Here is a 12944-nt window from a genome sequence, read left to right as displayed (position 1 = left end):
AGTTATCCACCTGCTGATTAGCGTAAAGATTCTTTTTGGAGATTTGAATACCCCGGATAGGATTCTTTGTGTTGCGAAACACTCCGTAATTCTTTTGGCGAAAGAGTTTACGCTTGGCTCGGCGCTGTGGACGATCTGGCCAGGCAACAGGGGGCCGATCGCTGATCGTCCCTGGGCTCAAGGGTTGTAGCGGGGACGTTCAGGCCGGGACAGATTAGCCGGGTGGCCACTGTAGCGATCGCCCACCCAACAAATGCATGTGTAAATGAAAGACGGTTTGACCGCCATCGGTGCCCGTGTTAATCACCACACGATAGCCGTCTTCGGCAATGCCCAGTTGCTCTGCCAGAGACTTGAGGGTCACCATCATGTGGCCCAGCAGTGCTTTGTCGTCATTGGTGACATCAGACAGCTTGGGAATCGGCTGTTTGGGAATCAGCAGCACATGGGTGGGCGCTTGGGGGGTAATGTCGCGAAACGCCAGGCAGAGGTCATCTTCGTACACGATGTCGGCGGGAATCTCGCGGCGAATGATTTTGCCAAAAATCGTGTCTTCACTCATGGGGGCGATTGCCTCTAAAACCATCATCCCCGTCATCATACCGGGCGAATGACCTCTACCCAACTGAAATCTAAGCGCGGGGTTGGGGCTGCGCGAACAACTGCTGTAACGCCTGGGTGCGATCGCCTAATGTCTCCCCTGGCGCGACCTGCCACAGGGATTCATAGAAGAAGAACGACACCCCCCGAAAGCCCATTGATCGCGCCGTTTGGACCTGTTGCCGAATCAGCGATGCGGGGACGGGGGCGTTGCGTAAGCCAGTGAGAATGCCGATGCCGGTGGGGACGTGGCGACTGGCATCGTGGAGGGTGCGATCGCGGAGGGTTTGCCGAAAGCTGTCGAGACTGGCGCGATAAACCTGCACCACCAACTCTTCCACGTAGCCCAGGTCGCGCCACCGGGGCCAGTCTTGCAGCGAGTAGTGATAGGCGAAATAGGCCGGATTGGGCGAGATTGAAATCACTGCATGCGGGCGTCGGGCTTTGATCGTGCGAAAGATGAGATCCATGAAATCGGTGATTTTGTCGGCTCGCCACCGCACCCAGTCGGGATCGTTGTAGTTGGTCGGGGGCGACTTGCCCCCATGCTCGCGCTGATAGAGGCTCACGGTGTAGGGGTCGTAGCCAAATTCCACGGGTAGGCTGAAGTGATCGTCAAATTGGATGCCGTCAATGTCATAGTTCTCGGCCAGTTCGCCCAACAATTCCAGCATGAAGCGCTGCACATGGGGATGAAATGGGTTCAGCCAAACCCGGTTGTGATCACCTTCTTGAGAATATTGGGCCGCTGGCAACGCCCCGCGTTTCTGGGTTAGCCAGTCGGGATGGCGTTGGGCCAAGGGCGAAATGGCTGGAGCCATGAAGCCGAACTCGAACCAGGGGATCACCGTGAGATGGCGCTCATGACCGAGGGTGATCACTTCTTGCAACATGTCGCGATCGCCCTGGGCGGCTTCCAACGCTGCATTGCGGCCCACACCATCAAAATCGGGGTAAAGCCCCTGAGCGTAGCCAATTTCGCGCTCGGCGACCTGACTGGGATACAGCGTGTAGCCCCAATTCCAGACGACGGGGTAAACCGTATTGAAATGATAGTCGGCCAGTTGCTGAAGCCCGTGTTCTACTGACTGGCGCGAAAAGAGCACAGCACTGTCAATGTTGGTCAGCCACACGCCGCGCAGTTCTTGCTGAGCTACGGGTATCGACGGCGGCGACGGCGGCCCGCCGCCATCGGACGGATAGCCAAACGGCAACGCCCAGAGGGCTCCCTGACTCAACCCGAGCCAAATCGCCGTCAGTATCGTCAGTCCGAGATAACGCAACCCTTTCATACCCAGTGCTGTAACTACTGGTATGGAATTTCACGGCGGCTGATCAAGCATCCGGAGAATTTCTGATGGGACAAGCGGGCGATCGCCGTTCCATGCCTCTTCACTCCCGCACCCAAATGGCCAGGCCGCCGCCGCGTCCCCGAGCTGCAATGTAGTCTTCAGTCGCGGCGAAAAAGGCAAAAAACGGTAACTTCGCGATCGGGGTCGCCGCAAAGGATTGCTCATCGCGCTTCCCGACTTTGCCGCTGTAAATCGTGAGGCCAAAGCATTGCAGCTGGAGGTGGGTGAAATCAAAGGCGAGAAGGTTTTTCTTGCCGGGATAGCGGGCTGGCCCCGTAAAGCGCACCGTCAGCGGGCCGACCTGTAGCTCATTCTTAATCACGAGTAAGTCCTCACTCGCTTCGCTGTGGGCAAAGGTGATGCGGGCGATCGCCAGCTGCGGCACATAAAATCCATTGCCCATCGGCTGGCCCGACTGAAATTTGGCTTTTTTACCCGCGCTAAAACACAGCCGCCAAGTGCCCAACAGGGACTCTAGTGACAGACTTTGGCGGGTTTGCTTCGCCGTTTTTTCCGCCATGAGTAGAGCAGCAGTCAGGGTTTTGCCATCGGGCCGAGCCTGACTCCGTGGGGCCAGAAAGCCGTGGGCAGCAGCCGTCAAAAGGGGAATTGGATCGAGGTCAAGCGTTGTGGGCATAACAAGGGTCGTCATTTAGGCCCGTCGGGCCATTAGGGCAAGGTCGGTTGGCCAGGAGTTTTGGGAGTCGCCAGATCGCATTCCACCCGGGCCATGGGGGGCGGCTGTGCCCCTGGGGGCGTGCCGGGGCTGGCGGTGGCCACGGTGTGCGGTTGCACCACACAGGTTTTGGTCAAAAAATAGCCGTCTTGGGTGGAAGCGGGGCCGGACCACAGCGCCATTAAATTGAGGACATAGCTACCGTTTTCAAGGGCATCGCGTTTGGCTTGCAGTTGCCACAGGTCGCTTTCTTGAGGCGAGGTCAAAGAGACGATATTGCTGTTTTCAATATTGGCTAAGCGCTCGTCCAGTCCCAGGAGCCAGCGCTCAACATAGGGCCAAGGGGTGTTGTCGAGTTCTTTCGTGATTTCGGTTTCGGCGGAGGTGAGCAGCACGATGCCGCGAGCTTTTTCGGCGGGGGGCTCTGAGGCCCGAAAGACAAAGCCACTGTGGGCAAAATCGTCGGCGAGCAAACTGGGGTAGTCGTCAAACCAGGCTTGTAGCCGAAAGTACAACTGAAACCAGTTGCTAAACAGCAGGGCTAGCAAGGTCAGGAGAATGAGTTGCTGGCGTACGGGGGGCGGGGGCAGTTTGGGCTGGAGTTCCCAGGTCAGAAAGCAGGGTATGGCAATGATGGCGACGGACACCAACGGCCAAGACATTAGCCCCACTTCCCAGGTGCCCCAGGGCATGATGCCAAAGACGTAGAGGCAGGCGATCGCCCCCATCACCCAAGGGGCGACGGGAATGCCAAAAAAGCGCACTTTCGAATCGTCTAAAAACCAGCCGATGCCGAGGGCGAAAAACAGCCAACCGCCAGTCGCAATGAGGTTGACGGTGAACCCCTTACCGATAGTCAGCCGTGCTACCCAGGACATCGTGAAGGAAAAGATGCCTAGATAAATTAAGGTTTGCCAGGCGTAATAGTCAGCCGGAAATAGAAAGCTCGAAATGCGTGTCCAGAGGTCTTGTAGGAGCTTGATCATAGCCGCTGGGTCACTCCGTAACGCAGCATCAGGAGCACCAAAATGGCCGTAAAGCTCCACGCATTGGCTTGCAGCACCGCCAAGATATGGGGGGACTTGGTGGTTTGCTGAGGCGATCGCCGATGACGATAACGATTTTTGTTACTGTTCGTATCTTTGGGGACAATGGGATTGCCTAAAGCCCAGGTGAGCCCCTCTAGTCCCAAAACTTTGAGCCAAAAGGTGAGGAAAAACGTGACTAATCCGGCCACCACAATAAAGATACCTAAGCTGCCGGATAGTCCATTGACGTAAAAATTGCCAAAGAGCACGTAGCTAATCAACTGCGTGCGCAGATCGTCTGGCAATAACGACTCCACACTAAAAAAGGCCATCCACCCCAAGACCACGGTCAACAGATTAAGGCTGGCGGCATAGCGAATGCTAGGTTGATAGCCTAACTGCAACTGTTTGCGGAGCACCTGGGCTTCGAGGGCGATCGCCACCAGCAGCAGCAAACACTGAAAAACAATTGCCCGCAGGGGCAACACCGCAGCACTATCAAGCAAAGAAAACGGCATACAATCGCTAGCTGGTTAGGGGCACTAGAAAGGTCAATACCGCCGTACGCACACAGGCAACTAGGGTATCTCGTTGGTAAAGGTTTCGATAGAATTTTAGGCGGTACTGCTCAAAACTTAACGCCCAACAATTACAAATGGTCAGAACTGGCATCGGAATTCGCACTGCACAGCTCCATAATGAGCGCTTGGCCGGCCAAATTCACGTCTACGACGGTGAGGGCAAGGGCAAGTCGCAGGTGGCGCTAGGGGTGGTGTTGCGCTCCATTGGGCTCGGCATTCAAAATTTTATGGAGAGTCGGGTGCTGTTGCTGCGCTTTCTGAAAGGGCCGGGACGCACCTATGACGAAGATGCGGCAATCGAGGCGCTACAGCGCGGGTTTCCCCACTTGATTGATCAGGTGCGCACGGGGCGGGCGGAGTTTTTTGGCCCAGAAGGTATTACGAAATTTGACCGATTGGAAGCGCAGCGAGGGTGGGATGTGGCGAAGGGGGCGATCGCGTCCGGGCTGTATTCCGTGGTGGTGCTGGATGAAATTAATCCAGTGATCGACTTAGGGCTGTTGTCGGTCGATGATGTGGTGCGATCGCTGAAAAATAAGCCCGAGCATCTGGAAGTCATCGCGACCGGACGGGGGGCTCCCTCGTCGCTGGTGGAAATCGCCAATCTGCATTCCGAGATGAAGCCCCAGCGCTCGCAAAACATGGATTTTCCGGGCATTGAAGGGGTCGAAATTTACACCGGCGATGGCAAGGGTAAATCCACCAGTGCTTTGGGCAAGGCGCTGCAAGCGATTGGGCGGGGCATCAGTCAAGACCAGTCGCACCGGGTGCTCATCATGCAGTGGCTCAAGGGCGGGCAGGGCTATACCGAAGATGCGGCGATCTCCGCCCTGCGCAAAAGCTATCCCAACCTGGTGGATCACCAGCGCTGTGGACGGGATGCGATCGTCTGGCGCGGTCAGCAGCAAGAGATTGACTATGTGGAAGCCGAGCGCGGCTGGGAGTTGGCTTGCACCGCGATCGCTTCGGGCCTTTACAAAACCATCATTTTGGATGAGTTGAACCCCACCGTTGATCTGGAACTGCTGCCCGAGGAGCCCATTGTGCAGGCACTGTTGCGCAAACCCCGCGATACCGAGGTGATTATTACCGGACGCTGCAAAAATCCTCCGGCTTATTTTGCCCTGGCCAGCACCCACTCCGAAGTGTTTAACCACAAGCACTATGCGGAAAATGGGGTCGATCTGAAGCGAGGCGTCGATTATTAATGGGCTTCACGACCGAAATAACGGCAGCCTGATCAAGAAAGGAGCGATCGCCGCGATCGCTCCTACACAGTTGAAATAGACGTTTTTGAGAAACAGGCTGGCGTTTACTGCACCTCAGAGGCGCTTGCGGGCAAGATCACCGTTACCGAAGCCTCAATCGGTTCGCCGTCGTGCATCAGCATTTCGTGGCCGTTGGCGTTGAGCCCCACCGTCAAGACATGCTCCCCTGGCGGCAGACTCGGCAGGTGGTACCACTCACTGTAGATGCGAGTCACCTTTTCCCCATTGATATACAAGTGACCGTGGCCTTCGGTGAAGTTGCTAGTGGTGTTCACAGCTGCTGGCGCAAACTCCCAGTTAGCAGTCTGTACCTGCAAATTCCAGCCTGCGACGGGATCCGGAAAAATATCCACCGTAAGCTCTGGCACCGGTTGCCCTGCCGGAATTGCTAACATGCCGTGGCTGTGGCTGCCATGGTCGCTATGCCCACCGCTGCGTGGTGCTGCTGTCGTGGGCGTGGTCGGTTGCACGTCAGAGGCATCTTGGCTGTGGTCGTGGCCCCTGTCGGCGCCTAAGGGGGCGGGAGCGATCGCTGCCAGCCCTAGCGTCAAAAGGGTCGTAGCGGTTAAAGTGGCGATAAATTTAGACATATTTCAGAGAGCTGTGCAAGTTTCGGACAGTTTTCAAAAACTAAGGATGGGGCTGACCCAGCAGTCATGGGATCAACAGCAGTCATCAAGATGGGCCCGGATTACCCACGCCTAACCGACCGTGACTGGAGATTTTTGCAGCTGTTGCAAACGGAGCTTGGCGTTCTGAGCGCTGTGCAAATCGCCTTGCTGACGAAACTGCTCCGCCGCCATTTGGTAATCTTGCTGGGCCGCTTGGCGATCGCCGAGCTGTTGCTGCACCAAGCCGCGATTCAGGTAGGTTTCGGCATGGTGTGGATCGAGTGCCAATACTTGCTCAAAGTTCTGAAGCGCCGCCCGATAGTGACCTAAATGGTGGCAAATACAGCCACGGTTAAAATACGCCCGGGTATCGTTGGCATCCATCACCACAGCTTGATCCAGGGCGAATTTAGCGGCCGACAGGGAGTCTGCCGCCCAATAGGCGATGCCCAAATCGTTGTAAAGGTTCGACATTTCCAGCGCCGTGAGATCGCCAGCATAGGCGAGCGCTTGCTGATAGTGGGCGATCGCGCCCCCCACGTCCCCTTGGGCAAACCGCGCTAAGCCAGAGTTGTAGTAAGCTCGCGGATCGGTGGGGTGGGCGTCCAGATGATGACTGAGCGCGGCGATCGCCGCCTCAAATTGACCCAGTCGATACTGGGCCAACCCCTGGTAAAACCAAGCCTGAGGATGTTGGGCATCCACCTGGAGGGCCGCCGCGCAGCGCTCAGTCGCCAATTGGGGCTGATTGAGCATGAGATAGGTCAAGCACTGATAGCTCTGGGCATCGCCCCCGGTCTGCTCCGACTCAGCCGCCACCGCAAACTGCTGCATGGCGGCTTCGTAGTGTTGTTGCTGCAAAGCTTCGACTCCCCGCTGTAAGGGAGAAACTGGGGCTGCGATCGCCTTATCCCCGCCGCTCCACATCATGGCAATCAAGCAAAGGCCCAGCAGTTGGCCCAGCAGTGGCCTACCAGCCTTTTTCCGCTTGTGCCAAAACGTAGGTCGCGACATCTTCAATATCTTCCTCAGTGAGACGGCCAAGAAAAGCCGGCATGGCACTCTTGCCATTAGTGACCTGGGTTTTGATCGCCTCTAGGGAAGCCATGCCATATTTTTCTAAATCCTCCAGCTTCAGCGTTTTCGCCCCATTGACCACGTTGCCGCCGCCAATATGACAGGCCGCACAATTGCTGGCAAACACCTGACCGCCATGGCCGCTGTCTCCAGCAAAAGCGGGTGTCATCGTCACCAACCAAGTTAAGCAAACGAGACAAAGACCCCAAACAAAGTTTTTCATGATGTTTTGTAGACCTGTGAGTTCAAAAATATCCAGTAAGTGGAGAAATAACTTCCACTGAGAGGAGAGTTTAAGGGTTGAGTGCTAGTTTGGCCTGCCATTCTTTACAAAAAGTTGCGCTGGCGAGGTTTTGGAGATTGGCGTCGGTACTGCTCAACAGTCACGCTTTAGGGTGCCGCTGTTATGGGGCGAGGCCTCGGCGAGCACATCACAGCGCGACTGAGGGCAGGGGATGGGGCGATGAGTTTGGGGCTATCCCTGGTCTTGGCCCAGGCATGAGAGTTAAAAAAATGAGAATTGAATCAGTTGGGATCGCCGTCTCGACTGTTCCCAGGCAGACATCTTGCCGGCCTGAGGACAATTTGGACTTTATTGGATCCTCATTCCCAAGCGGGGGCTTTTAGGTCGAGCGTGTCTCCAGACCAGGGGCTGATCAGCCGCGACTGCTGATGCCCACTTGGCGACTGGAAACTTACCCCCTCAGCCGCTATGGAAATTCTTTAGATTTGCTCAGCCACGTCTGCACCTGCCCAATCACTGGCTTGCCCCAAACTCAGGTAGTTGCCGTTACAAAAACCTCGTTAACGCTTTGTTATGTTGAGGGTCAATTTTAGGATCCTGTACAGAGAAGATCTGGTGGCTATAGCGACTATTCAAGTTATTGAGGGCAACCCTCATCTGCGATCGCTGTTGGGATGGCATTTGCAGCAATCTGGCTATCGCGTGCATCAGTCTGCTGATCTTGTGCGGGCGCGGGAAGCGTATCAGACTCACCAACCGAATCTCGTTGTATTAGATGCACAACTGCCTGGCAGCAATAGCTTGGAGTTTTGTCAGTGGATTGTGCAGCAGGGCAATAGTTATCTGCTGATGTTGTCCGCTCGGGATACCGAGGCCGACATTGTTGCCGGGCTTAAATCAGGGGCGGATGATTACTTGACTAAGCCGTTTGGGATGCGCGAATTTTTAGCCCGAATCGAAGCCTTAGCCCGCCGCTTCAATCGTCTGAGTGCTCCGGCGTCACTCAACTACGGCTCACTGTACATCGACTTGGTGCAGCGCCGAGTGCGCTATCGCGACGAATATATTGATTTGACGCCTCAAGAATTTAGCCTGCTATATGTGCTCACGCAGGTTAGCGGCAAACCCCTCAGCCGCACTGATCTCTTGCAACGGGCGTGGCCGGATGCGATCGATAATCCCCGCACGGTCGATACCCATATTCTGTCATTGCGCAAGAAGATCGAAGCCGATCCCCGTCAGCCCAGCATTATTCAAACCGTGAGAAATGTCGGCTACCGTTTCAATGTTGACCGTTTAGTGGCGGATGCTGACTTACCTGGGCAGTCGCGCAGCGAGGTGCGCTCAATGGCGACCGCTGCATCCGTCCCCGTTCCCGGTTCTAGCAGCGCGATGTGAGCTGCCCAGCATAAGCTGAATGCCGTTAAATTAACACCGAATCAACCCGATCTCGACTTTGCTCAACTTTTCAGCTCCGAAAGTTAAGCAAAGTCGAAACTCGATTTACAGCTAGTGCAGCGTCAAGACTAAAATCTAGGGCTTGCTCTTGGAGGGAGCCACTGCGTGAACGACCAGCTCAGCCCGAACGTACAGCTCCCGCTCACCCTGAGTTTATCGTAGGGCGTGCCTGACTGAAGGACATAGGATGTTGGCGACTGTGCATCACCCTAAAATTAAGAGCTGACAGAGCACTCGCTTGTGCTCAGACGTTCCCCTTGGGACAGGGGAAGGCGATCGGCAATCAACCCGCTCTTCCCAAAGACGTGTTTAACGTGACAGTCAGTTTATCGATCGCGCCTTTGGTCGGCAGCGGTTGGGTGATCGAGTGGCCAAGGGGCTCAGGCTCCTCGCTTCAAGGCTGCCTCAACCTGTTTGAATTCTTGTTCTAAACGCTTTTTGAGTTTTTCGGGAATGGGACGATTGGGATAGGAACTGTAGTGCCCAGCCAAGCCGTTAAGGGCAGTACGGAGGGTGGCAAAGGAGCTCAGCCCATCGATCGCGTTATCGCGACGGTAATAGGAGAAGTAGTCGTTGATGATGTTACGAGCCTCGGCCTCGGCCTCGGCCTTTTCCGGACCATCAGGAGCAACGTTGATGGCAGTTCTCAAATCTTCAATGACGGTCAGGGTGTCTTGTTGGTAGTCGCCCGTCATCTTGCCGCTCACGCCAGCATTGCTGCAACCGGCCAAACCAACGACCGCAACGAGTACTATTGCCAATAAGCGCGTCATGAACTGTCTCATAATTTCCTAAAGGGTGAGCAACAATGATGCCAAACAGATGCAGCATGTCTAGCCATATTACCCTGTTGGCAGTGCCTCCTCGTATGTCTTTTTGTAGGTTTGCGCTTGAGCGGAGCGATGAAAGGAATGGTTTTGGCCGTCAAGAGACGAGGGAGCAATCGGGCTGAAGGCTAGCAAGCTAGGGTTGCTTGAGTAAATTGAGAGGGGACTGATGAAGTGAGGCTGCAGACGGCACAATCCAGTCAACGGATCAACGGATGACCAGTTGGCACGTAATAATTAGAAGGCTGTACTGGTACTCACTAAAGAGCTCTCTGGATGCAAACGGATGGAGACGCTTGGGTACCCAAACACTTTTTTGATGATGTTGTGATTAGTTTGAGTTATTGATGAATTATTTGATCGCGGTTTTAGACGATCGCATGCAGGCAGAAGGAGCCTACTCGGCGCTGGAGGAGGCCAAGTTTGGGATGGACGAGGTCACCATTTTGGGCCGGGGATACAAGAGTGCTGACGAGTTTGGCCTGATTGATCCCGCCAACCAAGTCTGGAAGCAAGTACGGTTGATGATGTTCTGGCTGGTGCCGTTCGGCTTTATTGCCGGGTTTGGGTTCAACGCGATCACGGGGTTAGACACGTTTCCCTGGGCGGGAACGACTGGCAACCAAATTATCGGTGGCATTCTAGGCGCAGGATCGGGAGCCATGGGAGCCTTTTTTGTCGGCGGTGGGACGGCGGCGGCCTTTGGTAGTGGGGATGCGCTGTCGTATCGCAACCGCTTGAACGCGGGGAAATATCTGGTGGTGGTGCGCGGTTCGGATGCCGAAATTCGACTGGCAACGCCGATTATTCGTCGCTTCCGCCCTGAAAACATTCAGGGCTATCAATCGCCCATGGCCGACTCGGCCGCGTAAATCGCTGCGGTCTATGGGCAAATCTTAAATTGGTAAAAAGAGCTGGTAAAAAGAGCAGGAACAGGATGACCGCAAAACGTTTGGTGATTGAAATGGGCATGGGCGTTGACCAGCACGGTCAGGACCCGACGGTGGCGGCAGCGCGGGCGGTGCGGAACGCGATCGCCCACAATGCCCTACCCGGAGTCTGGGAAGTCGCCGGTCTGGCCCATCCGAATGAAATGCTAGTGGATGTGCAAGTCGCAGTGCCGTTTCCCGATACCGTCCGGCGGGATGAAGTCTTGGCGGTCTTGCCGTTTGGCCAGAAGACATTGACGCTACAGGATGGCGGCATGGTGGTCGTGGGTAAAGCGATCGCGGAACTCGACGACAAAAACGACGATATGTATATCGCGACCGCAGCCGTGACGGTTTCCATTCCTGATTAGGTTTGGGGCATCAGGGAGCAACGGCTAGTGGTTGAGTAGCTGGGTAGCTGGGTAGCTGAATTGGCGCTGTCCCACCGAACTAATCACTTCACCGACTCACCGACCAATCACCGCCGGGATATGATTTCCCTGCCAGTCCCTTAGCAGTCGCCAGTCTGGCGCGTCACCTGGAGTTGGTCTAATTGATGGAGCGAGCCGGAGAGTTGAATGTGGCGCTGATTGGCATTCAAATGCCGCAGGATTTGGTACAGCGTCTCAATGTCTGGTTCGGCCCCAATCTTGGCGGCTAGCTCCCGCAAAGTGTAGGGACTAGAGGCATTTTGCACCGCCGCGATCGCCCGCGCTTGTAGATCCAAAATTCCGGCAGCGGCTTTTTTGCCCGCTTCCACACCGGGTTGGTGATAGGCGTTGATATTCACCAGTGAGGCATACAAGCCCACCGCTCGCTCGTACAGGGCAATGAGGGCACCAACGATGGCGGGCGTCACGCTGGGCACGGTGATGGTGATCGAATCGCGCTGATTTTCAAACAGGGCTTGGCGGGTGCCGAGGAGAAAGCCATTGAGAAAGTCGCCCGCCGTTGCCCCCTGATCAATCGGGAGCGAATCCCCTTGGCGGTCTTGCAACACCTCAATAAAGGTCACAAAGAAGTTGTTGACCCCCTCGCGGAGCTGCTGCACGTAGGCGTGTTGATCGGTTGAGCCCTTGTTGCCGTAGACCGCAATCCCTTGATTGACCACGTTGCCGTCTAAATCACGCTCTTTGCCCAAAGATTCCATGACCAACTGCTGGAGGTAGCGGCTAAAGAGAGCCAGGCTGTCTTTGTAGGGCAGCAGCACCATATCTTTCAGACCGTGCCCCTCGCCCACGTAGTACCAACTCAGGGCGAGCATCGCGGCGGGATTTTGGCGCAAATCGGCCACTCGCGTCGCCGCGTCCATCACTTTGGCCCCTTGCAAAATCGCAATGATGTCGATGCCTTCGAGGGCGGCAGGGAGCAAGCCCACGGCGGACAGCTCCGAGGTACGTCCGCCCACCCAGCCGTGCATCGGAAAAGTGCCCAACCACCCCTGGGAAGTGGCTACTTTGTCTAAATTGCTGTCGATGCCGGTGACGGCGACAGCCTGCTTGGCGAATTGCAGGCCCATTTTCTCAAAGCGATGCTGCACTTCCACCATGGCGTTACGGGTTTCGGGAGTGCCGCCGGACTTGGAGGTCACGATCACCAAGGTGGTGGCGAGGCGATCGCCCAAACGATTGAGCACGCGGTCGATGCCAGCGGGATCGGTATTGTCGATGAAGTGAGCCGTCAGGGGCGGCTGGTCGGCCGTCAGCGCTTGGGAGACAAATTGTGGCCCCAGGGCGGAACCGCCAATGCCAATGCACAGCAAATCGGTGAACTTTTCTTGCCCGGGCGGATAGAGCGCGCCGGTATGGATCTGCTGGGTAAATGTCTTGATGTCTTGCAGGGTCGAGAGGATGTCTTGCTTCAGTGCGGCGGACGGAGCGCGATCGGGATCACGGAGCCAATAGTGACCGACCATGCGGTTTTCGTCGGGATTGGCGATCGCCCCGTTTTCCAGCGCGGTCATATCATCGAAGGCTTTGGCAAACTTGGGTTGCATCTGGTTAACAAAGGCGTCATCAAACCGGATGCGGCTGATATCGAGATAAAGCCCGAGGTCTTCGTGCCGATAGAGCCAGTCTTGATAACGTTGCCAAAGTGCAAGTTCATCCATAGCAATTTTCCTGTGCAATGCAGCGCATGTATGAGATTAACCTCAAAACAGTGTAAGGAAACACGGTCTCAGGAATCGGTAATGCCGCCGCACTTTTATTGAAAATTGGTAATTGCTCAACCCAGTAGCCAATCAGCTTGTTGTGAGGTAAGGACGCGGGAAATCGCCTCAAAGGCAGACAAC

Annotated in this window: 15 protein-coding genes; 4 read left to right on the top strand and 11 right to left on the bottom strand. The window is 55.7% G+C overall.

All coding sequences use genetic code 11. The features are described 5' to 3' along the window. Positions 1-214 precede the first annotated feature (214 nt). The 5 genes from JUK32_RS12395 to fraC form a co-directional block, all read right to left on the bottom strand. Positions 215-562: a histidine triad nucleotide-binding protein gene (locus tag JUK32_RS12395; RefSeq protein ID WP_204139189.1), complete on the bottom strand. Its 348-nt coding sequence runs from the start codon at positions 560-562 to the stop codon at positions 215-217. A 70-nt stretch (positions 563-632) separates the two neighbouring features. Next, complete coding sequence (locus tag JUK32_RS12390) at positions 633-1892, bottom strand: glycoside hydrolase family 10 protein (protein WP_204139167.1); 1260 nt, start codon at positions 1890-1892, stop codon at positions 633-635. Between the two features lie 100 nt (positions 1893-1992). Continuing rightward, the gene (locus JUK32_RS12385) at positions 1993-2589 is read right to left on the bottom strand and encodes a hypothetical protein (protein WP_204139166.1); all 597 of its coding nucleotides are present in this window, start codon (positions 2587-2589) and stop codon (positions 1993-1995) included. Between the two features lie 32 nt (positions 2590-2621). Beyond that, the gene (locus JUK32_RS12380; protein ID WP_204139165.1) at positions 2622-3614 is read right to left on the bottom strand and encodes a DUF5357 family protein; all 993 of its coding nucleotides are present in this window, start codon (positions 3612-3614) and stop codon (positions 2622-2624) included. Continuing rightward, positions 3611-4174 carry a filament integrity protein FraC gene (fraC, locus tag JUK32_RS12375; RefSeq protein WP_204139164.1) on the bottom strand — a complete coding sequence of 188 codons (564 nt, stop codon included), beginning with the start codon at positions 4172-4174 and terminating at the stop codon, positions 3611-3613. The genes JUK32_RS12380 and fraC overlap by 4 nt, the downstream gene beginning before the upstream one ends. Positions 4175-4311: 137 nt before the next feature. Here fraC and JUK32_RS12370 point away from each other — a divergent pair, with 137 nt between their 5' ends. Further along, positions 4312-5445, top strand: coding sequence for a cob(I)yrinic acid a,c-diamide adenosyltransferase (locus tag JUK32_RS12370; RefSeq protein WP_204139163.1), 1134 nt, complete (start codon positions 4312-4314; stop codon positions 5443-5445). A gap of 104 nt (positions 5446-5549) precedes the next feature. Here the strand turns inward: JUK32_RS12370 and JUK32_RS12365 are convergent, their stop codons facing one another. The 3 genes from JUK32_RS12365 to petJ form a co-directional block, all read right to left on the bottom strand. Further along, entirely contained in the window at positions 5550-6095 is a 546-nt protein-coding gene (locus tag JUK32_RS12365; RefSeq protein ID WP_204139162.1) for a hypothetical protein, read from the bottom strand. Between the two features lie 111 nt (positions 6096-6206). After that, the gene (locus JUK32_RS12360) at positions 6207-7130 is read right to left on the bottom strand and encodes a tetratricopeptide repeat protein (RefSeq protein ID WP_204139161.1); all 924 of its coding nucleotides are present in this window, start codon (positions 7128-7130) and stop codon (positions 6207-6209) included. Beyond that, complete coding sequence (petJ, locus tag JUK32_RS12355) at positions 7087-7416, bottom strand: cytochrome c6 PetJ (RefSeq protein ID WP_204139160.1); 330 nt, start codon at positions 7414-7416, stop codon at positions 7087-7089. The genes JUK32_RS12360 and petJ overlap by 44 nt, the downstream gene beginning before the upstream one ends. Before the next feature lie 636 nt (positions 7417-8052). Here petJ and JUK32_RS12350 point away from each other — a divergent pair. Next, entirely contained in the window at positions 8053-8835 is a 783-nt protein-coding gene (locus tag JUK32_RS12350; RefSeq protein ID WP_309224536.1) for a response regulator transcription factor, read from the top strand. A gap of 440 nt (positions 8836-9275) precedes the next feature. Here JUK32_RS12350 and psb27 read toward each other — a convergent pair whose 3' ends face one another. Next, entirely contained in the window at positions 9276-9668 is a 393-nt protein-coding gene (psb27, locus tag JUK32_RS12345; protein WP_239112600.1) for a photosystem II protein Psb27, read from the bottom strand. A gap of 401 nt (positions 9669-10069) precedes the next feature. On the opposite strand from psb27, the gene JUK32_RS12340 reads away from it, so the two are divergent. Together JUK32_RS12340 and JUK32_RS12335 are read left to right on the top strand one after the other, a co-directional pair. After that, the gene (locus JUK32_RS12340) at positions 10070-10594 is read left to right on the top strand and encodes a hypothetical protein (RefSeq protein WP_204139157.1); all 525 of its coding nucleotides are present in this window, start codon (positions 10070-10072) and stop codon (positions 10592-10594) included. A gap of 65 nt (positions 10595-10659) precedes the next feature. Then, entirely contained in the window at positions 10660-11022 is a 363-nt protein-coding gene (locus JUK32_RS12335) for a Lin0512 family protein (RefSeq protein WP_204139156.1), read from the top strand. Between the two features lie 140 nt (positions 11023-11162). On the opposite strand, the gene JUK32_RS12330 is transcribed toward JUK32_RS12335, so the two are convergent. Together JUK32_RS12330 and JUK32_RS12325 are read right to left on the bottom strand one after the other, a co-directional pair. Then, on the bottom strand, positions 11163-12761 hold the full coding sequence (locus JUK32_RS12330) for a glucose-6-phosphate isomerase (RefSeq protein WP_204139155.1): 1599 nt from the start codon (positions 12759-12761) through the stop codon (positions 11163-11165). After that, on the bottom strand, positions 12754-12944 hold a 191-nt coding region (locus tag JUK32_RS12325), incomplete at its 5' end, for a hypothetical protein (RefSeq protein ID WP_204139154.1). The genes JUK32_RS12325 and JUK32_RS12330, both read right to left, overlap by 8 nt.

The sequence above is a fragment of the Halomicronema sp. CCY15110 genome, from assembly GCF_016888165.1.
In the GTDB taxonomy this organism is placed as follows: Bacteria; Cyanobacteriota; Cyanobacteriia; order Phormidesmidales; family Phormidesmidaceae; genus Halomicronema.
This window is presented reverse-complemented; position numbering and strand designations above follow the sequence as displayed.